Raw genomic sequence first — 22528 nt, forward strand, 5'->3', positions numbered from 1 at the left:
GGTCAACTCCTCAGGCCGCTGGGTGTCCCGGCTCCTTGCCTGGCCGGCGTCACGAGGTAGGGCCGTACGCTCTTGACGAGCATGGCCATCTCGTAGCCGAGGACCGCGGCGTCGGCCTCCCGGCCGGCGAGCACGGCGAGACAGGTCCCCGATCCTGCCGTGGACACGAACAGGAGCGTGGAGTCGAGCTCCACCACGACCTGCCTGACCTCGCCCCCGTCGCCGAAGCGGGCCCCCGCGCTCCGGCCGAGGGAGTAGAGGCCGGAGGCGAGGGCCGCCATGTGGTCGGCGCTGTCGGTGTCCAGGCCGTGAACGGATTTCACCAGGCCGTCGGAGGAGAGCAGAACCGCATTGCGGGTGTAGGGCACCCGCTGGACCAGTCCGCTCAGCAGCCAGTCGAGGTCCGAGACGTGTCCGGTCGGCGCATCGCTCGCCATGGTGCATCTACTCCTTGGAGTGTTCGGCGTCAGTTTCCGACTGGAGCGCCTGGGGGGACTGGTGGGTCGACTGTGCGGAGTGGCTCTGCTGTGCCTCGGCGAGGCCGATGCCTCGCTGGAAGGCGGCCATCAACCCCGGGTCGTGCAGGGCGTGTTCGTCATCCTTGCGGGGTGCGGGCGCGTCCCGCAGCTGGGGTACGAGGTGTTCCTGGCTGCGGCGCCGGGGCAGATCGGGGCGGCCCATGGTGCCGCGCACGGCTCCGTTCTGGGCTCTCGGAGTGATGGGCACCCGGGATTCGACGGGCTCGGGCGCCGCGCCGTGGTGGATGCCGGGGGGTGCGGCGGCCGGGTTGGGCCGCTCGTCGTGCGCCCCGCGCACGGGCAGCGGGCCGCTTCCTTGGCCGGCCGTGGTGGGCTCGGACAGATGCCCCCGGGGCGGGGGCAGCAGGCCGACGGTGGGCCGGGTCTGGTGCACGGGCTCCGGCTGTACGGGAGCGATGGCGGGCGCGGGGGCGGCGGCCGGGAGCGGCGCGCTCACCTCGGCGGGTTGGGTCATCTGAGGGGGCGCCAGCACGACGGGGATCTGGCCGGTGCTCTCCCGCTCCGCGCTCTGCGCCGTCTGCGGCTGGGGGCGGCCCTGCTGGTTGAGGCCTTCGGGTTCGGCCCCCAACAGGCCCTGTGGCAGCACCAGTACGGCCTGGACTCCGCCGTAGATGTTGGTCTGGAGGCGGACCGCGATGCCGTGCCTGCGGGCAAGGGCGGAGACCACGAACAGGCCGATGCGGCCGTCCTGGAGGAGGTGGGCGACATTGACCTGGTCGGGGTCGGAGAGCAGCGCGTTCATCTTGCTCTGCTCGGTGACCGGCATGCCGAGGCCCCGGTCCTCGACCTCGACGGCCAGACCCGCCGTCACGAACTGGGCGCGCAGGAGGACTTGGGTGTGCGGGGCCGAGAACACCGTGGCGTTCTCGACGAGTTCGGCGAGGAGGTGGATGACGTCGGCGACGGCGTGGCCGCGCAGCGTCCCGTCGATCGGCGGCACCAGTTTGACCCGGGGGTACTGCTCGACCTCGGCGATCGAGGAGCGCAGGACCTCGGTCATGGTGACCGGGTGGGACCACTGGCGCCGCGAGATGGCGCCGCCGAGCACGGCGAGGTTCTCGGCGTGGCGGCGGATCCGGGTGGCCAGGTGGTCGACGTGGAAGAGGCCCTTGAGCAGCTCGGGGTCCTCGACCTCGTTCTCCAGCTCGTCCAGGAGCTGGATCTCCCGGTGGACGAGGGACTGGAGCCTGCGGGCGAGGTTGACGAAGACCTCGACCTTCTGTTCGTTGCCGACGCTGCTGGAGAGCTGGGAGGCCTGCACGACGGCGACCACGGCCGCGTCGTACGAGCGGTTCAGCTCGTGCGCGAGCAGCTCGAACTCGTCGGCTCCTGCGGGCAGTTGGTCCGGTGCGTGGCGTGCTGGCGGCCCTTCGCCGCGCCGCAGTGCCTCGACGACCGTACGGAGGTCGGCGGCCGAGCGGGCGCTGCTCCGGCGCAGTCCGTTGGCGCGGCCGAGCACGGTCTTGGCTGCCCGGTCGGCGCCGATTCCGGCCGCGATCAGGGCGGCGATGGCGAGCACGGCGAGGCCCGCGAGCATGGCCCAGAGCCCCGTGCTGGGGTGCCGGCCGGTGGAGTGCAGGGTGAAGGCGACGGCGGCGGCGCCGCACAGCACCGCCACGGTGGCGGGCAGTACGGCGGCGCGCAGCAGCTGCGGGCGTATGCGGGACTCGGGCGACGGGCGCGGCCCTGGGGGCATCGGCGCCCGGCCCGCCGGGGCCGGGTGTCCGGCGTCGACGGTGGGCTGCTGCGGCCGGGTGGCGTTGCGGCCGTGCCGCCCGCCCTCGCGGCGGTCCGGCCGCGCGGCGGGTGCGCGGAGATGAGACATCGGTGTCCTCGGTGCGTGGGGTCCCATGGATCATTCTGGCAGGCCCAACTCGGCTGATGTAAGGCCCACTTTGCTCGTCGACCACTCACCGTAGTCGTCAATACATCACCCTCGGTGCGCAGTTGGCAAAGTTCCACGCACAGCGTCCCGCTCTGGTATGACGCATCGTACGACAGACCGATAACGTGCGTGATCTTCAACTCCCCACTGCGGAACGGCCGATGTCATTTCCCGCTCCCCCGGGTTCCGCTTCGCGGCAGCGACCGGGTGGGGGCCGGATACACCTCCGACGTGGGTTCGATGGGTGGCCCCGGGATGGGCGAAGCGACGAGTGCGTGACTCGCTACCGAGCCACGCCGCCCAGCCACAGCATGTCGCGGGCGCGGGTCATCGCGAGGAACAGCCGACCGCGCACCAACTCATCGCTCCCGCGCCGTTTCGGCCACGCGCGTGCCTCCCTCAACTCCCCTCGGCCGCATGTTCCTTGAGGAAGGCGCCCGCGTGGGCGGCGGCCTCTTCCTTCGTGGCGTGGCGCGAGGCGCTGGCGGCCTGGCCGTGTGTGCCGTCGGCGGCCCGGCCGGCCCAGCGCCAGTGGCCCGACGACGGGTCTCGCGACAAGGTGGCGCTGCCGCCGCAGAGTTCGACGAGGCTCTCTCCTGGTTCACCCGGCGCCGCCTTGTCGACGGCATCCGGCCACTTCTTACGGGCGCCCTGACGGGTGATCCCCCAGGCGGCGCCCAGCTGTTCATAGCTCGCGCCGTAGGAGCCCGCGGTCTTCGCGGCCAGGGCCGTGAGGTGCTTGACCTCCGCGTCCACCACCTTCCAGGTGGCGAGGATCGACAGGGTCACCTCCAGGGGGGCCGCTTCCCACATGCGCTCCTCGGGGAGTCCCGTCGCCCGGGCGCGCAGGGCCGAGGCGAGCGGGTTGAGGGCGTCGTAGAGGGCCTTGTCGAGGGCGGTCCGTTCCGGAGTGGTGATCTCAGGTGACGTCATGCTGACACCTTTAGTTTCCCAACACGCCTACGGCAACTAAAGTTGTCAATCTGGGGGTCTCGGTAACCGTCAGCGCTCTTTGGAGAACGCGGCTCGCACTTCGGATCCGTTGACCACGAAAGCCGTCGCTCCGATGGTGAGAGCGCATACGACCTGCATCGCGACGAACCAGCCCGGCAGGCCGCCGATGACGTCGACGGCGACGATCGCGATCGGTACGACGACCGAGACGACGCGCACCCTCACATAGGCCCATCGCTTTCCCTGTGCGGCGACGCCGGTCAGCCAGTACGTCACCGCGGCGCTCGCCAGCACTCCGCCCGACCGGCCCCACATGAATGAGCTCACCGTGTGGCCGGTGAGTGCGCGGATGACGACCGTGAGCAGGACCACCGAGCTCAGCGCACCATAGGCGGTGACGATCAACTTCGTCTTGCGGAAGGCCAGTTGGGCACAGCGGTGAGTGACTGCGAGTGTGGTGCGGGCGGTGGTTTCCATGGTCTTCCTCGTCCTTCGGGGTGTCCGCGTTCGGCTTCGTTTCGACGTTAGGAAGCGCGTCGAAGGGGCGGTATGGGCCTGGACGCCGGGGTGGGTGGGGCCAGACCCACTCCTGGGCCGACCTGGGGCCGGGCGGGAGCCGCGCGGTGCAGAGTGGAGATCACGAAGCCGTACCGGCCCGATGGGTGGAACGCGGGAACTGCCCGTGCCGCGGTCGGGGTTGTGAGGGAGAAGGAAGGTCATGCGACAGCTGGGATCGTGGGTGGCAGGTGTCTGTGTGGGGTTCGTCCGGGCCTGCGTTGTGGTGGTGGCCACCATGGTGATTCCGGCTGTGTGGGCCGGCGCCATAGCACTGGGGATCTGGTGGGGAGCGGCGAATCCCTGGTCGTGGCTCGCGCCGGTCGTGCTGGTCTGCGTGGGCACGCTCGGCCTGTCCCGCCCGGTGTGCCGGACAGTCCGCTTCCTCGTCGCGCGGTGGACCGGCACAGTCATCGCCTCCGGATACCGCCGGCCGGGGCCGGTGACGCGGCTGTCCACCGGGTACTGGTGGAACGGCTTCGGCTACGAGCGCACCAGCCGCGATGCCGTGATGGACCAGAAGCTGCGGCTCCGCTGGAGCGACCCGGCCAACTGGCGTGACCTGCGGTTCGCGGCGATCGTGGCGGTCAGCGCGGGCGTGGTGGCGGCCGTCCCCCTGGCCGGGGTGGCCGCGGCGGCCTTCGGGTTCGGCCGGTCGGGGCTCGCCCCGCACCTCGTCGGGGTGTTCGGCCTGGTCGTGGCCGTCGCCACCGCCCCGTACGCCTGGCGGCCCGTGGAGCCCGTGGCCGTACGGTTCCTGCGGACGTCGGCGGCGATGGCGCTTGCCGACCGGGTGGACGCACTGACCGCTCAGCGCGCGGACACCACCGTCGCGCAGGCCGCCGAGATCCGCCGGATCGAGCGTGACCTGCACGACGGGGCGCAGGCGCGCCTGGTCGCGCTCGGGCTCTCACTGGCGACCGCCGAGAAGCTGATGGACACCGACCCCGACCAGGCGAGGGCGCTGATGCGGGAGGCCCGGGTCGGCGCCGCCACGTCGCTGACCGAGCTGCGCGAACTGGTCCAGGGCATCAGCCCGCCCGTTCTGAACGAGCGGGGGCTCATCGATGCCGTGCGTGCCTTCGCCCTGGACAGCCCACTGGAAGTGGCGGTCAGCGCCGACGTCGAGCTGCGTCTGGACCCGCCCATCGAGTCCGCCCTGTACTTCGGCATCGCCGAGCTGGTGACCAACGCGGTCAAGCACGCCCGGGCGAACCGGGCGCGGATCTCCATCACGCGGGACGGCACCACCCTCGTCGTGGAGGTCGAGGACGACGGCCGGGGCGGGGCCGGCGCACGCGCCGACGGCGGACTCGCGGGGCTCGGGCGCCGCCTCGCGGTCTTCGACGGCACCCTGGAGATCACCAGCCCGGCGGGCGGTCCGACGCGGGTGAGGATGATGGTGCCATGCGAATCGTCGTAGCCGAAGACCTCTACCTGCTGCGCGACGGGATGGTCCGTCTCATCGAGGCGTACGGACACGAGGTGGTGGCGACGGCCGCCACCGGGCCGGAGACCCTCGACGCGCTCCTGGAGTGGCGGCCGGACGTGGCCGTCGTCGATGTGCGCATGCCGCCGGGTCAGTCGGACGAGGGCCTGCGCGCGGCCCTCGCCGCCCGCCGCGAGGTGCCCGGCCTGCCGGTCCTGATCCTGTCCCAGCACGTTGAACAGCTCTATGCCCGCGAGCTGTTGGCCGACGGCACCGGTGGCATCGGCTACTTCCTCAAGGAGAGCGTGTTCGACGCGGACCAGTTCATCGACGCGCTGGAACGCGTCGCCACCGGTGGCACCGCCATGGACCCGGCCGTCATCGCCAAACTGCTCTCCAGCGGATCCTCGAACCGGCTCCTCGAAGGGCTCACCGAACGCGAGCACTCCGTCCTCGGCCTGATGGCCGAAGGCCTGTCCAACCAGGCCATCGGCCAACGGCTCTTCCTCAGTGAGAGCGCGATCAGCAAGTACACGACGTCGATGTTCGGCAAGCTCGGCATCACCGACGACGACAGCAACAACCGTCGCGTGCTCGCCGTCCTCACCTATCTCAACACCCCCTGACCTCAGCCGTCGGAACCCGACCCGCCGGGCAGCGTGGTCGTGGTGAGCGTTCCGGCGGGCTGTCCCGCGAGCGCTCCCTCTATGGAGTCGCGCCACACAGGTCCGGCGAGGGTGCCGCCGAAGGCCTGTCCGATGGTCTCGCCGCCGATGCTCTGGCCGTCGAGGTCCTGCGGGCTCCGGGTGTCGCTGACGACGGCGGCGCCGGACAGTTCGGGGGTGTATCCGGCGAACCACACCTGCTTGCTCTCGTCGGTGGTGCCGGTCTTGCCCGCGCTGTCGCGGTCGGTGAGCCCGGCGGGTTTGCCGGTGCCGTCCTGGACGACGCCCAGGAGCATCGTGGTCACGGTGTCGGCGGTCTCCGTGGACATCACCTGATGGCAATTGGCCTGCGGCACCTGCACGTTGGACCCGTCCGGCTTGGTCACCGAGGTGATGGCGACCGGAGCGCAGTACGTGCCGTGGTTGGCGAAGGTGGCGTACACGTTGGCCATCTCCAGCGGGGTCAGGTCATTGCTGCCCAGCGTCAGCGAGGGGACCACCTGCAGCTTGGTGCCGCCGGCCTGCTCGGTGATGCCGAGCGCGTTGGCCATCTTCGACACGTCGCACAGCCCGGTGTCGGCCTCCAGCTGGGCGAAGTAGGTGTTGACGGACTGCGCCATGGCGTCCGGCATGGAGAACGGTCCGGTCAGGGACGTGCTGTCGTTGTGTACCTCGCCGTTCTCCGGATAGGTGTTGCCCGCGCAGTCGGACATGGCGGGCCACGGCATGGAGTACGGCGCCGGGTACTCCTGGTCCGGGGTCGTGCCCTTCTCCAGGGCCGCGGCCGCCACGATCGGCTTGAACGTGGAGCCGGTCGGGAAGCCCAGGCCGCCGCCCATGTCCGTACCGACGTTGAGGTTGATCTCCGTCTGATCCGCGCCGAGGCCGTAGTCGCGGCTCTGCCCCATCGCGACGATCTTGCCGGTGCCGGGCTGGACCAGGCTCATCACGGCGGCCGCGTCGTCGGTGGTGTACGCGTGCGAGGTGACCGACTGCTGCAGGGCCTTCTGCGCCTTGGGGGCCAGCGTCGTACGGATCTGCAGACCACCCCTGCTCCACAGTGCCTGCCGCTCGGTGGCGGTCTTGCCGAACGCCGGATCGGTCACCACGACGTGGTGTACGTAGTCGCAGAAGAAGCCCTCGCCCTGCTGGGCGGTGATGCAGCCCTGGCGCGGCTTGCTGATCTGGAGCTTGATCGGCGTGCTGATCGCCTGCTGGGCCTGGGCGGCGGTGATCGAACCGTACTGGGCCATCTTGGTCAGGACCGTGTCGCGGCGCTGCTTGGCAAGGCGGGCGTTGGTGACCGGGTCGTACATGGACGGCGACTGGACGATCCCGGCGAGCAGGGCGGCCTGGGGCAGCGAGAGGTCCTTGGCGTGCACGCTGAAGTAGCGCTCGGCGGCGGCCTCGATTCCGTACGCCTGCTCGCCGAAGAACGTGATGTTGAGGTAGTTGGTGAGAATCTGGTCCTTGGGCAGGGTCTGTTCGAGCTCGATCGCGTAGCGCAGCTCCTGGATCTTGCGGCCGAGGGTCTGGCGCTGGGCTTCGAGGACCGCCTTCTGGTCGCTGCCCGCCTGCTCGACGAATACGTTCTTCACGTACTGCTGGGTGAGGGTGGAGCCGCCCTGGGCCACGCTGCCGCTGGCCGCGTTCTTGTTCAGGGCGCGCAGTACGCCCTGCAGGTCGACGGCTCCGTGCTGGTAGAACCGGTTGTCCTCGATGTCGACCAGCGCCTTGCGCATGACCGGGGCGATCTGGTCACCGGGTATGACGGTGCGGTCGCGGTCGTAGACCGTGGCGATGAGGCCGCCGTCGGCGTCGTAGATCTGGGACGCCTGGGACAGCGGGGGCGTCTTGAACACGTCGGGCAGACTGTTGAAACTCTCCGCGGCGGTCTTCGCACCCAATCCCAGCGCGCCCACCGCGGGCAGTACGATCCCGGCGGCCATCGCGCCCGCCAGAACACTCACCCCGAGGAGCCGCAGGGTGCGGGTGAGCAGGGATCCGGGCGGGCGGGGGCGCATGGAGGACATACGGCGAAACATACGCAGCTGACCTATGAATCACGTCAAATAATCGTCTATGAACCGTAATTCCGGCCGTGTGGGACCGAAGCTGGTCGCGCAGGATCTCATGTGGGCGCGCCATATGGCGCCGCACGCCATGTGCGGGCACCCCATGGGGCCCCGCACCATGTGCTGCCGCCCCTCACCCGCACCGCGGCGGCAGCCAGAACGAGCTCACGCCGCGTACTGCGGCGAGGCGATCGCGGGCCATGCTGGTCGCGGCTGCGGCCGTGCTGATGTTCAGGTGCTTGGCCCTGGTGAAGATCTCGACGAGCCGTTCCGGAATCAGCTGGGCGCGCTGCCGCACCCGGTTCATGTCGTGGCCCGCCGGATGCAGCTCGTCGACGACCTGGATCAGGCCGAGCGCGTTGATCACGAAGTCGGGTGCGTAGAGGATGCCGCGCGCCGCGAGCCGTTCCGCGATCGTGGGGGCGGCGAGCTGGTTGTTGGCGCCGCCCGCGACGACGCGGCAGCGCAGCTTGTCCACGACGTCGGCGTCGATGACGTTGCCGATCGCGTTCGGGCTCAGGACGTCCACGTCGAGGAGGTAGAGCTTCTCTCGGCTGACGACCTCCGCCCCGCAGGCCTCGGCCACCCGCTCGGCCTTCTCCTGGTCGATGTCGGCCACGGTCAGCCGCGCGCCGCCTTCGGCGAGATGCGCCGCGAGCCGCCCGCCCACCTTCCCGACACCGTCGATGGCGATGTGGCGGCCCGCCACACTGTCGCTGCCGTCGAGGTGTTCCAGGCAGGCCCGGATGCCGAGGTTCACGCCGTACGCGGTCATCGCGCCGGATTCACCGGAGCCGCCCTCCTCGACGTCCAGGCCGCGTATCCACCGGGACTCCTTGCTCATGATCCGGAGGTCGGCGGTGGTGATGCCCATGTCGCAGGCCGCGATGAACCGTCCCGAGAGGCTCTCGACCGCCTGGCCGAAAGCGCGGAGCAGCGTTTCGGACTTCTCCACCCCCGGACCGCCGAATATGACGGCTTTTCCTCCCCCGATGTCCAGTCCCGCGCAGGCCGCCTTGTACGTCATCGCGCGGGAAAGGCGTAACGCGTCGCCGACCGCCTGGTCGTCATCGGCGTACGGAAGGAATCGCACTCCGCCGAGCGCGGGGCCCAACAGGGTCGAATGGATGGCGATGACGCAGCGGAGCCCGCCGGGGCCGGAGCTGAACAGAACTTGCTCGTGGCCGTCCATTTCGTTGAACACACTCATGACCCACCCCTGGATTGTGTCCGTCGACTGCCGGGCCGGCGGCCCGCTACGAGGCGCGAACCACCGGCCCGTGCGGCGGAGAATTATGCGGCCGGCTGCTGCAATCCGGACGAGAGGAGCGCCGCGTCCAGGACGTCCCACAGCGCGCACAGCGATTCGAGGAAGTCCTCGACACCCTGCTCTACCTGCTCGCTGTTCGACGCGTCCATGACGGCCGAGACGGCGCGGATCACATTCGATTCGTGCTGCTGCTCGGCGCCTGCCTCACCCCAGTGCTCTGCCATGTAGTGCATTTCCGGCTCGTCGAGTTCGGCCTTGTAGTGGCCGGAGTCGATCAGGGCGCGCTTCTCGCCGGGGATCAGGGACTGGTTGGAGATGATCTCCAGCGCGAGCGCGGTGCCGAGGTTGCGGACAGTGGTCTCGGCATCGGCGGAGAACCGGCGCCGGAACACCTCGATGGCGGCTTTCGCCTGAGCCGTGAGGCCCGCCTCGCGGTCGTAGCCGGGGAGGCCGGCGAGCAGCCGGTCCGAGGAGGTCTTGAGCCATGCCTCGACGCGCTCGGTGTCGTACACGTCGTCGAAGACCTGCGAGCCGGTGCGGTTCACGATGTGGCCGGCCATGGTCGCGAGTTCGGGGCCGTGGCCGGACTCGCTGTCGACGATCTCTTCGATGAGGACCGCCTGCTCGTCCCAGCCGAGGCCGCGCAGCGCGGTCGGGAACTCGCCGCCGGGACGGGTGGAGGCGCAGAACGACTGCACCTGGTGGAAGAGCGCGCCCGAGACCTCGGCGGACGGGGGCCCCGCGGCCCAGTGGTCGTAGAACGGGTGCGCGAAGACGCGGTGCGTCTTGATCCGGTCGATCAGCGTGTCGGTCGTCGTCATCGATTCCTACTCCGGTGAGGTGGCTGGGGTTCCGAGGGAAGCGGATCGTTCCGGGGAGGTTGGGCCGGCGCCGCTCGGGCGAACTGGAGCGTCGCTCAGGCGAATTGGAGCTGCGAGGGGTCGACCTTGGGGACGGAGAAGCCGATCTTCTCGATGTGCTGGGCGATCGCGGTCTTGTAGAGCTCGCGGAGTTCGCCATTGTCGTGCTTGCGCAGGCCCCACCTGACGGCGAGGCGTCCGCGCCGGGAGTCGGGCCGCCCGAACATGTCGAGCGCCATCGGGTAGAACCGGTCCAGCGCCCGCTGGGCCCGGTCGCGGGACTGCCCGCCGGCGTCGTACGCCTCCTGCATGAGGCGCTTGCCGTAACCGAAGTGCCGGGCCTCCTCCTTGAGGATGGCATCGGCCTCGACACGCAGGGGCGCGTACGTGCTCGTCGTCATTTCCTTGATCTGGAAATGCCCTTCGAGCTCGCAGAGGAAGCTGAACGCGGCGCGCTCTTCCCAGACGGTGAATTGCGTCGTCATGCTCTCGGCGGGGAAGTAACGCCGGTCCGCCACGGCCTGGTTCACCATGTGCGAGGTGTCGATGCCGAGCGGGGTGAGCAGTTTAGCGAAGCGCCGGAAGTGGTCCACTTCTTCCATGCCGAATTTGAGGCACATATAGCGCTCATCGGCGTTGGGAGCGAGCGGATAGAACGAGTCGACGTAGGTGTCACCGGCGCTCAGCTCGCCCTCACCATTGGCGAGCATCTGATGGGTCAACACCTCCCGGTATTCCTCCGGGAGTTCAGCGACACTCTCCAGGCTCACATTCTCCGAATAGACAGTCGCCATACGAATCTCCTCCGGTAGCCGAGAAATTGAGCCTATCCGGCCGGTTCGCGCCGTCGGTAGTGCACGATGGACCCATCTCGCCCCTGAACCATGGGGGTAACCGTGGGGCTCGTAAGAGGTACTTCGGAGGGATGTTTCCGGGCTCGTGAGCCACACAAGTAACCCCCGCACCACCTGCTGCTCAGGTGTGGTGCGGGGGTTCATTTAGGGACGCGGGGAACTGGGCGACCAGCCGCGGGGACGGCTCGCGGCCGAAAATCAAGGCGCTGAGACTCAGCCCCCGTTCCGCTGCGGAGGCCGGATGTACGTGAGCGTGTGGTGGGAGACGAGTCTCCCCGACGTGTCGGTCGTCTCCGCGGTCCCGTACACGATCAACCGCCCGGGCCGAACGATCGTCGACTCGCAGACCAGATCAGTCCGGGCCGGCCCGAGGAAGCTGGTCGTCATCTGCTGGGTCACGGAAGGATCGTCCTCGCCGAACAGCGACATGATCGCGATCCAGCAGGTCACATCGGCGAGCGTCATCGCGCACCCGCCCTGGAGCACGCCGCCCGGGCGGAAAAGTTCGGGGCGCTGCGGGAGCGAGACTCTGGCCCGCCCCTCTTTGACGGCTTCGACCCGGAATCCCCACCAGGGGCCGAAGGGGCTGTTATCGAGGACGGCCTGCGCTGCATCGACATCCATCATCGAAGAAACATAGCATCGTTCGGTATGTCGCCACGCAGGACCAACGCCGAACGCACCGAGACCACCCGAGCCCAACTCACGCACACCGCACGGGAGTTGTTCAGCGAGCGGGGGTACTCCTCGACGACCATCGCGGAGATCGCCGAGCACGCCGGGCTCACGACGGGTGCGCTGTATCACCACTGGGCGGGCAAGGAGGCGCTCCTCGTGGACGTCGTGCACGACATCCACCGCGAGCTCGCGGTACGGATCCGAGCCTTGGGAGCCGTCGAGGACGACCCCGTCGCTCAACTCCTCTGCTCAGGGCGGGAGTTCCTCGCATTCTGCGCCGATCCGGCCGTCGCCCGACTGCTCCTGCTGGATGCCCCCGCGGTGCTCGGGTACGAGCGCTGGCGGCGGATCGACGAGCAGTGGTGGCTGTCGACGACGATCCGGTTGGTGGAACGGGCGCGCGCCACGACGACCCGAACCGGCCCCGGCGTCGAGGGCGTCGGCGCGGGAGCCGAGAGCTCCCGGCAGCTCGCGCTCGCCCTTCTGGGTGCGCTGACCTACCTCGGGCACGAGGTGGCGATGAAAGGCGAGCCGACGGTGACCGGCGCGGGCCGGACCTATGAGGTGCTGCTCAAGTCGCTCTTCTCCTGACCGGACGTACCGCCGGCCCCGTACGGCTCACACCCTCGGGCCGAGCCGGGAAACAAGCAACGCCGCTTCCACCCGGCTTGAGGCCGATAACTTGATCATGACGCGATGGACGTGTTTCTTGACGGTGTTCTCGGCGATATGGAGAGAGGAGCCGATCTGTTTGTTCGTCATGCCGTCGGCGAGCAGCCGCAGAACGTCGTTCTCGCGTGAGGTGAGATTCGACATCGCCCCCGAGGTCGATGACATCGAGCACCCTTCGCCGATGTCGGAAAGCCGGTCTCGGGGCAGCAGATAGGCGGCGCAGCCACGGCGGCCGACCAGAGCGATCACGCCGGCAAATTCCTCTTGCAGGATCTCCAGGTCCATGAATCCGGCGACCTTGGCCCGTAACGCGTCCTGGATCGTGACGGCGGAGTCGTGGCACCACAAGACGATGACCGAAACGTGCGCGCCGATCAGTTGGACGAGATGACGAAGGCTGTCTCCCGTCAGTGTGCGCAGGTTGAGCAGGACGATATCGGGATTTCCGCAGTCGACGGCGGCCAGGACGCCGGCGACGTCCTGCGCCACGCCGACCACGTCGAGTCCGGGCGCCTCTCTGCTCATGGCCACGAGACCGGATCGGGTCACGACCTGGTCATCGGCGATCAGCACGCGGATCTGAGCCATGTACGCCGTCCCCTTCCCCCGTGCGGCCGCCTGCGGGCCTCTGTGGAGGCCGGGCGTCAGTGCGGCCACGAGATCGAATAAGGCCTGAATGCCGGTCCGCCATTGAGTCGCATTTGTCATGGACCAATGGGGAGAACGGCAAGGAGGTCGGGCCTCTGTACCGTCGGCTTCGCGCAGTTCTTCGTGGGTCGAATTTCCATGGATCGAATCTCTTCCATGGATCGAATCTCCTGGATCAAATCGATCCGCTGCGATCTCAGGCGATCCGGCACGGGCGGGGACGGGGACTCCCCAGAGCAAGGCTCAAGTGCGGGTTGTCCGACTTGCCGCCCCTACTGAGGTATTGCTTTGTCCGAATCCCGTGACACGGGGTCGCTCCACCTTCACTGTGGCCGGCGGGGAAAATCAGCCATGCGCGCGAACGTCCTCGTGAACACCCAAGGCGTACCCCCTCGGCCCGGTGTCGGGCTCACGGCGAGCGTACCTCACGGTCACTCCCATGGGGAGATCTGAATGAAATCTTCCGGATGAGAGTATTGACCGCAGCCCAACTCTCCCGAATCAGCCAATCTTTCCGATATCAATCGGCCATTCGGGACCGGGAAGAACACTCCGCCGAGCGCGGATAATCGGCCATAACGCGGCGGCGGGCGTCCGGCGCGTACCAAATCTTGGCTTTACGCAGACGAGTTGCCGACCGACGCTCCCCCGCTGCGGCCGCAGCCGACGGACAGTTCGGGGCCGCCAACGGCCGCCGTCCGGCGGGTGATTCACTACGCCGCATGGATCTCGCACCAGGGTGCGCAGTGCCGTCGCGGCCCTGCCCCGCATCGACGGCTCGGGGCGTGCCCCCGTTCGACCCCGAACTGGGCTCGGCACTGGGCAGGTTGGGGGCCGGGGTGACTGAGCCGTTCACCCCGGAGAACCTGGCGGCTCGGCAGGAGCGGGACGCCATGGCGCGGCCCCGGCCGTCGGCGGAGGATCTGCGGGCCGGCGGCCACTTCGAGGTGGAGGAGCTGCGGGTGCTGGCAGGCGGGCGGGACGTCACCTTGGTGAGCGCACGGCCCGCCGGGGTCAGCGGCCCGCTGCCGCTGCTCTACTACCTGCACGGCGGCGGCATGATCATGGGCAACGCCTGGTCCGTACTCCCGCGCCTGCTGGGCGAATTGGCGCTGCCGCTCAAGCTGGCCGTCATCTCGGTCGAATACCCGCTGGCCCCGCGGACGCGGCATCCCGGCCCGATCGAGGCCTGCTACGCCGGTTTCGTCTGGGCGGCTGCGCACGCGTCCGGACTGGGCATCGACCCGGACCGCGTCATCGTCGGAGGCAAGAGTGCCGGCGGCGGGCTCGCGGCGGCTCTGGCCCTGCTCACCCGTGACCGCTCGGGCCCCGCACCGATCGGCCAGCTGCTCCTGTCCCCGATGCTCGACGACCGCGACAACACCTGCTCCAGCCATCAGATGGCGGGCGTCGACACCTGGGACAGGACCTCCAACAGCACGGCTTGGCGAGCCCTGTTGGGGAATCGGTACGGGGCCGAGGACGTGTCCCCCTACGCGGCGCCCGCCCGCGCCACGGATCTGTCCGGGCTGCCCCCGGCGTACATCGAGGTCGGGTCGGCCGAGACCTTCCGGGACGAGGACGTGGCCTACGCCAACGCGCTCTGGCAGGCCGGCGGCCAGGCCGAACTGCACGTATGGCCGGGCGCCTTTCACGGCTTCGACACCTTCGCACCCCAGGCGGCCCTCAGCCGGGACGCCCGCGACGCCCGCACCCGCTGGCTCCGCCGCGTCCTCGGGCAGTCCGACGCGAGCGGGAAGCTTCTCCGTTGAACTCACCTCAACGGACGGGCAGTTGAAAGTGCGGCCCCGGCGACAGCCCTCCCGAACAGCACCCTCACATCTGCCGGATCACCACAAGCACCACCAGCAGCACTGTCGCCCCCGCGCTCATCCCATGGGCGGCAACCGCGGCGAAAGGGAAATGGCGTTCGGCCGTCGTGCTGCCCTGGGAGTGGCGGCCGGAGCTGGGCAGCCAGCGCAGCAGCATCGTGAAGCCGAACGCGGCCACGACCAGGACGCCCGCGCACGCCGCCCAGGCCAGGCTCCTCAGGTCGCCCATGAGGTACCCGGCCCAGGCGGCCAGCCCGGCGACGGCGAACACCACATGGCCGCCGATCAGCCACAGCGGGAGGCGCGTCACGCCCGGGGCTCGTTGTCTCAGGCCGCCGTGGCGGATCCACACGGTGCCGAGGTAGCCGCCCAGTGCGGCGGTCAACAGCCATGCGCACAGCACGAAGACACCCATGCACTCCCCCAAAGTCCCGTCACGGCATGTCGTGCCCTCAGGACACCGCACGGAGTGGAAGCGGCCCGGACATCCATTCCCTGATTCACCCGTTGGCGTGAACAGGAGCACAAGTCCCGCACGTGGTGTCCGTCCGCTGTGCCATGGCCCGCCGACCCGACCTCACCCCTCCAGTGCCGTACCGCAGCTCCAGCAGAACCGTGCCGCGCGCTCCGTCGCCAGCCGGCCGCACTCCGGGCACACCTGGCCGAGCAGGCAGGCCGCCTCTCCGCCCTCGTCACGGGACGGGCCCGCGATGGTGAGGCCGGGCCTTCGCACATGGACGGAGAGGTACCCCATCCCGTCGACCCCGGCGGCCAGGGAGCGGCGCGAGCCCTTGGGCAGCCAGAGCGCGCAGAGCGGGCGCAGCTCCTGGGCGCCGGTCTCCGTCCTGAGTTGCCCGCCGCCTTCGAAGACGATCAGCAGGACGTCCAGCTGGAGGTCCGTGTGCTCGTCGATGGTGCGGCCCGGCGGCAGCCGCAGCAGGTTCGCGTCCAGGCCGCGTCCGCTCTCGGCGAGCCGCCACAGTGCGCCACCCGCGCGCAACGACGCCGCCGCGAGTTCGCGGCCGAAGTCGGCCACCACCCGGGCACTTCCCTGTTCCATCTGTACGTCACCCTCCCCTGCCTGCACGGTTCACGCCCGTCGCCCCGTCAGCCATCCATACACATGCGCATTGCAAGTATTGCAAAGAGCAAGACAAAAAACGTATAGCTCGCATCAACTCCCCAGAGTTGCTCCCTCACACACCGCATGGCGGATGCAGTCTGAAAGTAAAGCGGAACGCCGGTCACCCATGTCAGATCGTAGGGCCGGTGTGCTCCGGGCAGCCCTGGAAGGAGCGACGGTGTCGGTACGACGTGGTGCGCGCGAGGAAGCGGAACGGGTGGCGGCGAACGCCACGGAACAGCTTCTGCGGGCCGGGCGGATACTGCGGCGGACCACGACGACACCGGACCTGCGCGCGGTCTACCGCGCGGACCAGAAGGTCAACGACGAGCCCTACAGGGAGCGTTGGGCACACGACAAGGTGGTGCGCTCCACGCACGGGGTGAACTGCACCGGGTCGTGTTCCTGGAAGGTGTACGTCAAGGACGGGCTGATCACCTGGGAGACCCAGGAGACGGACTATCCGTCGGTGGGCCCCGACCCGCCGGAGTACGAGCCCCGCGGCTGTCCCCGGGGGGCGTCCTTCTCCTGGTACACGTACTCGCCGACCCGGGTGCGCCATCCACTGGCCCGGGGCGTCCTGGTGGAGATGTACCGGGAGGCCAAGGCGCGCCTGAAGGATCCGGTGGCCGCCTGGGCCGAGGTCACCGGGGACCCCGAGCGGCGCCGGCGCCACCAGGCGGCGCGCGGCAAGGGCGGTCTGGTGCGGGTCGGCTGGGACGAGGCGCTGGAGATCGCGGCCGCCGCCCAGGTGCACACCATCAAGACGTACGGTCCGGACCGGGTCGCCGGGTTCTCGCCGATCCCCGCGATGTCGATGGCTTCGCACGCGGTCGGTGCCCGCTACCACTCGCTCATCGGCGCGCCGATGCTGTCGTTCTACGACTGGTACGCGGACCTGCCGATCGCCTCCCCGCAGGTCTTCGGCGACCAGACGGATGTGCCGGAGTCGGGTGACTGGTGGGACGCGGCGTATCTGATGCTGTGGGGCTCCAACATGCCGGTTACGCGGACGCCCGACGCGCACTGGATGGCCGAGGCCCGCTACCGGGGACAGAAGGTGGTGGTGGTCTCCCCGGACTACGCGGACGCGACGAAGTTCGCGGACGAGTGGCTGCACCCGCATCCGGGGACCGACGGGGCCCTCGCGATGGCGATGGGGCACGTCGTCCTGAGCGAGTTCTTCGTCAAGCGCCAGGTGCCCTACTTCCTGGACTACGTAAGGAAGTTCACCGATCTGCCGTTCCTGGTCGAGGTGACGGAACGCGCGGACGGCACCCGCGTCGCCGGGAAGTTCGTGACCGCCGCCGACCTCGGGCTCGGGGACGAGTCCGACGCGGAGGCCGCCCGGTTCCGGCCGGTCCTCCTCGACCAGGTGTCCGGCAGGCCGGTCGTGCCCAACGGCACCATCGGCGACCGCTGGTCCAAGCAGGGCGAAGGACGCTGGAACCTGGACCTCGGCGACGTCGTGCCCGAGCTGAGCCTCCATCGCACGACAGGCCTCCAGAGCACCGAGATCCTGCTGCCCCGCTTCGACCGGACCGGCACGACGCGGCGCTCGGTGCCGGTGCGGGAGCTCGGCGGACGCCGGGTGACCACGGTCTTCGACCTGCTGCTCGCCCAGTACGGCGTGTGGCGCGAAGGGCTCACGGGTCAGTGGCCCGTGGGGTACGAGGACGCCTCCCAGCCGTGCACCCCCGCCTGGCAGGAGACCATCACCTCGGTACCGGCGGGGGCGGTGGTGCGCGCGGCACGGGAGTTCGCGCACACCGCGGAGAAGACCCGCGGCCGCTGCATGATCGTGATGGGGGCCGGCACCAACCACTGGTTCCACTCCGACACCATCTACCGCTCCTTCCTGTCGCTGCTCCTCCTGACGGGCTGTCAGGGGGTCAACGGCGGCGGCTGGGCGCACTACGTCGGCCAGGAAAAGGTCCGCCCCTACGCGGGCTGGCAGCAGCTGCAGTCCGCCGCGGACTGGGTCCGCCCGTCGCGGCAGATGGCGGGCACCCCGTTCTGGTACCTGCACACCGGCCAGTGGCGCTACGAGAAGTACGGCGCCGACGCGCTGGCCTCCCCGGTCGGCCAGGGCCTGTTCGCCGGGCGCCACACCGCCGACCTGGTGGCGCAGTCCGCCCGTCTGGGATGGATGCCGTCGTATCCCACGTTCGCGGCCAACTCGCTCGATCTGGGGGCCCGAGTCCGGGCCAGCGGTCACGAACCCGGGGAGTGGACGGCGGCCGAACTCGCCGCGGGACGGCTCCAGTTCGCGTGCGCCGATCCGGACGCTCCGGCCAACTGGCCCCGGGTCCTTACCGTGTGGCGGGCGAACCTCATCGGGTCCTCGGCCAAGGGCAACGAGTTCTTCCTGCGCCATCTGCTCGGCACGAGCGACAACGCGTCCGCCGACGAAGCCGGTCCCGGCGAGCGGCCCCGCGACGTCGTCTGGCACGAGGAGGCGCCGCGCGGCAAGCTCGACCTGCTGCTCGCCCTCGACTTCCGGATGACGTCGACGACGCTGATGGCGGACCTGGTCCTGCCCGCCGCCACCTGGTACGAGAAGCACGATCTGTCCAGCACGGACATGCACCCCTATGTGCACGCCTTCTCACCGGCGATCGACCCGCCGTGGCAGGCCCGTACCGACTTCGAGATCTTCCACGGGCTCGCGGCCAAGCTCAGCGAGCTCGCGACGGGACGCCTGGACACCGCCTACGACCTCGTGGCGACGGCCCTGCACCACGACACCCCGGGCGAAGTCGCCCAGCCCGGCGGCAGCACCCCCGAATGGCAGGGCGGTCCGTCCCCCGTACCCGGGTTCAACATGCCGGACCTCACCCTGGTGGAGCGCGACTACACCGCCGTCGCCGACCGGCTCGCGGCGCTCGGCCCACTGGCCGAACAGCACGGCATGACCGTGAAGGGCGTGACCGTCCACCCCGGCCCCGAGGCGCGCTGGCTGGCCAGCCGGTGCGGGACGGCGTCCGACGGGCCGGCGAGCGGCAGGCCGCTCCTGGACACGGACGTCAAACTCTGCGAGGCGATCCTCGCCCTGTCCGGCACCACCAACGGCCGCCTGGCCGCCGAGGGATTCGAGCAACTCGCCCTGCACTGCGGGCCCGAGAGCCATCTGGCCTCCCTCTCGGAGACGGTCGCCGAACGGCGCGTGGTGTTCTCCGACACCCAGCGGGGGCCTGTCCAGGTCGGGGCGAGCTTCGAGTGGTCGGGCAAGGAGGCCCCCGACCGCCGGTACTCGCCGTTCACCATCAACACACCGGCCGCCAGCACTTCTACCTCGACCACGACTGGATGGCCGAGCTCGGCGAGCAACTCCCGCTGTACCGGCCCCCGTTGGACCTGGCGGCGCTCGGCGAGTACGCCCGTACCGACGACGCGGGCGCCCGCTCGGTGGCGGTCCGCTATGTCACCCCGCACTCGAAGTGGTCGATCCACTCCGAGTACCAGGAGAACCTGCTGATGCAGACCCTGGCGCGCGGCAGGCCCGTCATCTGGATGAGCGTCGAGGACGCCGAGGCCATCGAGGTGGCGGACAACGACTGGATCGAGGCGGTCAACGCGAACGGCGTGGTCGTCGCCCGCGCCATCGTCTCGCACCGCATGCCGGCCGGCACCGTCTTCATGTACCACGTGCAGGAGCGCCTGGTGAACGTCCCCAAGTCCGAGACCACCGGGCGGCGCGGCGGCGTCCACAACGCGCTCACCAAGGCCCTCATCAAGCCGACCCATCTCATCGGCGGATACGACCAGTTGTCCTTCGCGCCCAACTACTACGGGCCCACCGGCAACCAGCGCGACGCCGTCACCGTGATCCGCCGCCGTGCGCAGAACGTGGAGTACTGAACCATGCCCCGTCGCGAAGCGACCATCGGACGTGTCATGGCGCAGGTCGCCATGGTCATGAACCTCGACAAGTGCATCGGCTGTCACACCTGTTCGGTCACCTGCAAGCAGACGTGGACCAACCGCAGCGGCACCGAGTACGCCTGGTTCAACAACGTCGAGACCCGCCCCGGCCAGGGCTACCCCCCGTGGCCACGAGGACCAGGAGAAGTGGAAGGGCGGCTGGCGGCTGAAGAGCGGCCGCCTCGTGCCGCGCAGCGGCGGCCGGGCCGCCTATCCGCTGCTGGTCCTGGTGCTCCTCGCCGGACTCACCGCCACCGCGACCAGCGCCACCAACCCGTACGACTACCGCCTCGGCGTGTCCGTCTGGTTCCGCAGCCTGTTCGCCCTGGACCCCGATGTGAACGCCATGGCCGACGCGCCGCTCGTGTACCAGCTGCACGCGCTGCTCGCGATGACCCTGTTCGCCGCCTGGCCGTTCAGCCGCCTCATCCACGCCTTCACCGCGCCAGTGGGCTACCTGGTCCGGCCGTACGTCGTCTACCGCTCGCGGGCCCGCGCCACCCCGTACCGCCATCCGGCGGCCGGAGTACGCCCCGCCGAGAAGAGGCCGGCGTCGCGCTGACCGGCGCTCAGGCGTCCGCCACCGACTCACGGAAGTGGTCCGTGAGGCGGTGGTGGCCGGTGGTGGGGGCGATGACGTCCTGGGTGAGGACGGTCAGCGGGAACTCGACCACCCCGTGGACCCGCAGCGGGGTGACCCGACGCAGCACCAACAGCGACGCCTTGAGCACCCACACCGGAACGTGCGTGATGCGTTCGGGTCGCCCCACGGCCCGGAAGGCCTCGCGCGCGATGCGCTCATGGGTGAGCACATCGGGGCCGCCCAGTTCGATCTCCTGAGCGGCGCCGGTGACGGCATCGGCCACCGCGCTCGCCACGTCACCTCCGTCGACGGGGTTGATGCGGAACTCCCCCTTGCCGAAGACGACGGCGCGCCCCTTGCGCGCCATCGTCAGGTACTCGTCCATGTCGGAGAAGAACCCGTTCGGGCGAAGGACGGTGTACGCGAGCCCGGAGGCCCTCAGCTCCGCCTCGAACGCCCGCTTGGCTCTTACGAGTTGGACGTGTTCGAGGCCGGGCGAGCGCACCACCGAGACGTAGACGAACTTGCCGACCCCGGCCCGCCGGGCCTCTTCGAGCAGCTTGTGGTTCGCCCCGTAGTCCACGTCCCAGCAAGTGAGTCGACCGCGCTTGCCGACCAGCCCGACGGAACTCACCACGGCGTCAATGCCGTTACAACTACCGCTCAGCGCAAGAGAGTTGGTGGCATCGGCGACATGTACCTCGTCCACCCACTCGCGGACCGGCGCCAGCTTGTCCGGGGTGCGCGCGAGCGCCCTGACCCGGTGGCCGCGCAGCGCCAGTTCGCGTACGACCCGACTGCCCAAGTAGCCGGTCGCGCCGGCCACCAGCACCTTCATCTCACCCACCCCTTCCCTGGCGGCCGCGCTTACCTGCCGGGGGCGAGCGGGTCCGCGACGAGGCCGCCGATGCGGCGCACTTCGTCGAACGGGTCGACGGCCAGTTCGCCCGCGGCCCGGGTCAGGGCGCGCAGGGCGGGGACGAGGCCGGCCCGCTCATCGGCGGGCAGCCGGGCGACGAGTGCGCTGACCTCGGCCTGCCGGTGCGCCATCACCCGGCCCACCAGGTCCCGGCCCGCGTCGGTCAGGTTCAGAACGACCTCGCGCCGACTGGCGGGATTGGTCCTGCGGTCCACCAGGCCCACGGCCTCCAGGCGGTCGACCATCCGCATGGCGGTGGACGGATTGACGCCCAGCGTCGCCGCCATGGCGGCCAGCTTCAGCGGCTCACAGCTTTCGAGCACCACCAGGGCGCGCAGTTGCGGGAGGGTCATGGAGTCGTCGATCGACGACAGGGCGCGGGCGGAGATCGCGACCAGGAGCCGCGAGGCCGCCATGACGGCCACGGCCACTTCCTCGGCCTCTTGATCAAGAGTGTTCTGATCAAGGGTTTCCTGGTCGGGAGCCGACCGGCCGCGGGGCTGCGGATCGGGAGCCTGCGGATCGGGGGCCCGCTCATCGAGCCCGGCCTCGCCAACGGCACGGCGGGAAGGATTCTGCGACTTCCGTGCCGCGGCTTCGTCGTGCGCCAAGTCATGCGCCAAGTCATGCGCCATGTCGTGCGCCATGGAGATCGATACACCCCAATTATTCAAGGCTGTCCCAAGACGGGCAGGCGGCCCTTGTAATCATTGCAGTCTGCAATGTTAGCCTGTGTTCGGATCGGCCGGACCTGCGCGGGCGCGACGGGACCGGTCAGCAAGGAGTGATTGACGATGCCGGTGGAGCCGATACGCGAAGCCTATTCGTTCGTGTGCCTGCACTGCGGGCACGCCTGGGAAGGCTCGTACGAGATTCAGCACTCGATCGACGCGAACGGCACCACGCGCACGGACTACTACGTCCGCGGCGCCAAACAGCCCTCTCCGCTGACCCAGAACACCTGCCGGATCTGCCACAGAACGACGATCCGCATCCTGCGCCCCGGCCGCGTCGCCTCGGCCCGCCCGGTCCTCGACTGACCGAGCCGTACCCGGGGGCGCGG

At 69.6% G+C, this 22528-nt stretch carries 19 protein-coding genes and 3 pseudogenes; 8 read left to right on the forward strand and 14 right to left on the reverse strand.

Annotation, left to right across the window (positions count from 1 at the left end):
* Positions 1–2 precede the first annotated feature (2 nt).
* From OHA17_RS05295 to OHA17_RS05310, 4 genes are all read right to left on the reverse strand, one after another.
* Entirely contained in the window at positions 3–437 is a 435-nt protein-coding gene (locus tag OHA17_RS05295) for a roadblock/LC7 domain-containing protein (protein WP_053730984.1), read from the reverse strand.
* A 7-nt stretch (positions 438–444) separates the two neighbouring features.
* Entirely contained in the window at positions 445–2364 is a 1920-nt protein-coding gene (locus tag OHA17_RS05300; protein ID WP_406504485.1) for a sensor histidine kinase, read from the reverse strand.
* A gap of 459 nt (positions 2365–2823) precedes the next feature.
* Positions 2824–3357, reverse strand: a complete 534-nt coding sequence (locus OHA17_RS05305) for a hypothetical protein (RefSeq protein ID WP_406504487.1) — start codon at positions 3355–3357, stop codon at positions 2824–2826.
* 69 nt (positions 3358–3426) lie between these two features.
* Complete coding sequence (locus tag OHA17_RS05310) at positions 3427–3855, reverse strand: hypothetical protein (RefSeq protein WP_406504489.1); 429 nt, start codon at positions 3853–3855, stop codon at positions 3427–3429.
* Positions 3856–4096: 241 nt separating this feature from the next.
* Between OHA17_RS05310 and OHA17_RS05315 the strand changes: the two genes are divergently transcribed.
* The gene (locus OHA17_RS05315) at positions 4097–5356 is read left to right on the forward strand and encodes a sensor histidine kinase (protein WP_406504491.1); all 1260 of its coding nucleotides are present in this window, start codon (positions 4097–4099) and stop codon (positions 5354–5356) included.
* Positions 5341–5988, forward strand: a complete 648-nt coding sequence (locus OHA17_RS05320; RefSeq protein WP_406504493.1) for a LuxR C-terminal-related transcriptional regulator — start codon at positions 5341–5343, stop codon at positions 5986–5988. The genes OHA17_RS05315 and OHA17_RS05320 overlap by 16 nt, the downstream gene beginning before the upstream one ends.
* A 2-nt stretch (positions 5989–5990) precedes the next feature.
* On the opposite strand, the gene OHA17_RS05325 is transcribed toward OHA17_RS05320, so the two are convergent.
* The 5 genes from OHA17_RS05325 to OHA17_RS05345 form a co-directional block, all read right to left on the reverse strand.
* Complete coding sequence (locus tag OHA17_RS05325; protein WP_406504495.1) at positions 5991–8060, reverse strand: transglycosylase domain-containing protein; 2070 nt, start codon at positions 8058–8060, stop codon at positions 5991–5993.
* Between the two features lie 175 nt (positions 8061–8235).
* The gene (locus OHA17_RS05330) at positions 8236–9312 is read right to left on the reverse strand and encodes a Leu/Phe/Val dehydrogenase (RefSeq protein ID WP_406504497.1); all 1077 of its coding nucleotides are present in this window, start codon (positions 9310–9312) and stop codon (positions 8236–8238) included.
* An 83-nt stretch (positions 9313–9395) separates the two neighbouring features.
* Positions 9396–10193 (reverse strand): hypothetical protein, encoded by a 798-nt coding sequence (locus tag OHA17_RS05335; RefSeq protein ID WP_406504499.1) that lies wholly within the window; start codon positions 10191–10193, stop codon positions 9396–9398.
* Between the two features lie 95 nt (positions 10194–10288).
* Positions 10289–11026: a Phenylacetic acid catabolic protein gene (locus OHA17_RS05340; RefSeq protein WP_406504501.1), complete on the reverse strand. Its 738-nt coding sequence runs from the start codon at positions 11024–11026 to the stop codon at positions 10289–10291.
* Positions 11027–11299: 273 nt separating this feature from the next.
* Positions 11300–11713 carry a PaaI family thioesterase gene (locus OHA17_RS05345; RefSeq protein ID WP_406504503.1) on the reverse strand — a complete coding sequence of 138 codons (414 nt, stop codon included), beginning with the start codon at positions 11711–11713 and terminating at the stop codon, positions 11300–11302.
* 24 nt (positions 11714–11737) lie between these two features.
* Between OHA17_RS05345 and OHA17_RS05350 the strand changes: the two genes are divergently transcribed.
* The gene (locus tag OHA17_RS05350; RefSeq protein ID WP_406504504.1) at positions 11738–12355 is read left to right on the forward strand and encodes a TetR/AcrR family transcriptional regulator; all 618 of its coding nucleotides are present in this window, start codon (positions 11738–11740) and stop codon (positions 12353–12355) included.
* A 27-nt stretch (positions 12356–12382) separates the two neighbouring features.
* Here the strand turns inward: OHA17_RS05350 and OHA17_RS05355 are convergent, their stop codons facing one another.
* On the reverse strand, positions 12383–13024 hold the full coding sequence (locus tag OHA17_RS05355; protein ID WP_406504506.1) for a LuxR C-terminal-related transcriptional regulator: 642 nt from the start codon (positions 13022–13024) through the stop codon (positions 12383–12385).
* A gap of 845 nt (positions 13025–13869) precedes the next feature.
* Between OHA17_RS05355 and OHA17_RS05360 the strand changes: the two genes are divergently transcribed.
* Positions 13870–14856, forward strand: coding sequence for an alpha/beta hydrolase (locus OHA17_RS05360; protein WP_406504507.1), 987 nt, complete (start codon positions 13870–13872; stop codon positions 14854–14856).
* A gap of 64 nt (positions 14857–14920) precedes the next feature.
* Here the strand turns inward: OHA17_RS05360 and OHA17_RS05365 are convergent, their stop codons facing one another.
* Positions 14921–15331, reverse strand: a complete 411-nt coding sequence (locus tag OHA17_RS05365) for a hypothetical protein (protein ID WP_398872692.1) — start codon at positions 15329–15331, stop codon at positions 14921–14923.
* A 162-nt stretch (positions 15332–15493) separates the two neighbouring features.
* Positions 15494–15976, reverse strand: coding sequence for a hypothetical protein (locus OHA17_RS05370; RefSeq protein ID WP_406504509.1), 483 nt, complete (start codon positions 15974–15976; stop codon positions 15494–15496).
* A gap of 190 nt (positions 15977–16166) precedes the next feature.
* Between OHA17_RS05370 and OHA17_RS05375 the strand changes: the two are divergent.
* From OHA17_RS05375 to OHA17_RS05385, 3 pseudogenes are all read left to right on the forward strand, one after another.
* A pseudogene (locus OHA17_RS05375) lies at positions 16167–19900 on the forward strand (nitrate reductase subunit alpha).
* A 3-nt stretch (positions 19901–19903) separates the two neighbouring features.
* Positions 19904–20168 (forward strand): annotated as a pseudogene (narY, locus tag OHA17_RS05380) (nitrate reductase subunit beta); the annotation flags it as partial.
* Positions 20166–20525 (forward strand): annotated as a pseudogene (locus OHA17_RS05385) (respiratory nitrate reductase subunit gamma); the annotation flags it as partial. The pseudogenes narY and OHA17_RS05385, both read left to right, overlap by 3 nt.
* A gap of 7 nt (positions 20526–20532) precedes the next feature.
* Here the strand turns inward: OHA17_RS05385 and OHA17_RS05390 are convergent.
* Together OHA17_RS05390 and OHA17_RS05395 are read right to left on the reverse strand one after the other, a co-directional pair.
* Positions 20533–21384, reverse strand: a complete 852-nt coding sequence (locus tag OHA17_RS05390; RefSeq protein WP_406504511.1) for an SDR family oxidoreductase — start codon at positions 21382–21384, stop codon at positions 20533–20535.
* Between the two features lie 29 nt (positions 21385–21413).
* Positions 21414–22100 carry a MarR family winged helix-turn-helix transcriptional regulator gene (locus OHA17_RS05395; protein ID WP_406504513.1) on the reverse strand — a complete coding sequence of 229 codons (687 nt, stop codon included), beginning with the start codon at positions 22098–22100 and terminating at the stop codon, positions 21414–21416.
* A gap of 159 nt (positions 22101–22259) precedes the next feature.
* Here OHA17_RS05395 and OHA17_RS05400 point away from each other — a divergent pair, with 159 nt between their 5' ends.
* Complete coding sequence (locus tag OHA17_RS05400) at positions 22260–22505, forward strand: hypothetical protein (protein ID WP_406504515.1); 246 nt, start codon at positions 22260–22262, stop codon at positions 22503–22505.
* Positions 22506–22528 lie beyond the last annotated feature (23 nt).

This window comes from Streptomyces sp. NBC_00212 (assembly GCF_045206365.1).
Lineage (GTDB): Bacteria > Actinomycetota > Actinomycetes > Streptomycetales > Streptomycetaceae > Streptomyces.

Excerpts from the sequence above, each read along its gene's own strand:
- OHA17_RS05295 (WP_053730984.1), bottom strand. The coding sequence starts at position 437 with ATGGCGAGCGATGCGCCGACCGGACACGTCTCGGACCTCGACTGGCTG.
- OHA17_RS05300 (WP_406504485.1), bottom strand. The coding sequence starts at position 2,364 with ATGTCTCATCTCCGCGCACCCGCCGCGCGGCCGGACCGCCGCGAGGGC.
- OHA17_RS05305 (WP_406504487.1), bottom strand. The coding sequence starts at position 3,357 with ATGACGTCACCTGAGATCACCACTCCGGAACGGACCGCCCTCGACAAG.
- OHA17_RS05310 (WP_406504489.1), bottom strand. The coding sequence starts at position 3,855 with ATGGAAACCACCGCCCGCACCACACTCGCAGTCACTCACCGCTGTGCC.
- OHA17_RS05315 (WP_406504491.1), top strand. The coding sequence starts at position 4,097 with ATGCGACAGCTGGGATCGTGGGTGGCAGGTGTCTGTGTGGGGTTCGTC.
- OHA17_RS05320 (WP_406504493.1), top strand. The coding sequence starts at position 5,341 with ATGCGAATCGTCGTAGCCGAAGACCTCTACCTGCTGCGCGACGGGATG.
- OHA17_RS05325 (WP_406504495.1), bottom strand. The coding sequence starts at position 8,060 with ATGTCCTCCATGCGCCCCCGCCCGCCCGGATCCCTGCTCACCCGCACC.
- OHA17_RS05330 (WP_406504497.1), bottom strand. The coding sequence starts at position 9,312 with ATGAGTGTGTTCAACGAAATGGACGGCCACGAGCAAGTTCTGTTCAGC.
- OHA17_RS05335 (WP_406504499.1), bottom strand. The coding sequence starts at position 10,193 with ATGACGACGACCGACACGCTGATCGACCGGATCAAGACGCACCGCGTC.
- OHA17_RS05340 (WP_406504501.1), bottom strand. The coding sequence starts at position 11,026 with ATGGCGACTGTCTATTCGGAGAATGTGAGCCTGGAGAGTGTCGCTGAA.
- OHA17_RS05345 (WP_406504503.1), bottom strand. The coding sequence starts at position 11,713 with ATGATGGATGTCGATGCAGCGCAGGCCGTCCTCGATAACAGCCCCTTC.
- OHA17_RS05350 (WP_406504504.1), top strand. The coding sequence starts at position 11,738 with ATGTCGCCACGCAGGACCAACGCCGAACGCACCGAGACCACCCGAGCC.
- OHA17_RS05355 (WP_406504506.1), bottom strand. The coding sequence starts at position 13,024 with ATGGCTCAGATCCGCGTGCTGATCGCCGATGACCAGGTCGTGACCCGA.
- OHA17_RS05365 (WP_398872692.1), bottom strand. The coding sequence starts at position 15,331 with ATGGGTGTCTTCGTGCTGTGCGCATGGCTGTTGACCGCCGCACTGGGC.
- OHA17_RS05370 (WP_406504509.1), bottom strand. The coding sequence starts at position 15,976 with ATGGAACAGGGAAGTGCCCGGGTGGTGGCCGACTTCGGCCGCGAACTC.
- OHA17_RS05390 (WP_406504511.1), bottom strand. The coding sequence starts at position 21,384 with ATGAAGGTGCTGGTGGCCGGCGCGACCGGCTACTTGGGCAGTCGGGTC.
- OHA17_RS05395 (WP_406504513.1), bottom strand. The coding sequence starts at position 22,100 with ATGGCGCATGACTTGGCGCATGACTTGGCGCACGACGAAGCCGCGGCA.
- OHA17_RS05400 (WP_406504515.1), top strand. The coding sequence starts at position 22,260 with ATGCCGGTGGAGCCGATACGCGAAGCCTATTCGTTCGTGTGCCTGCAC.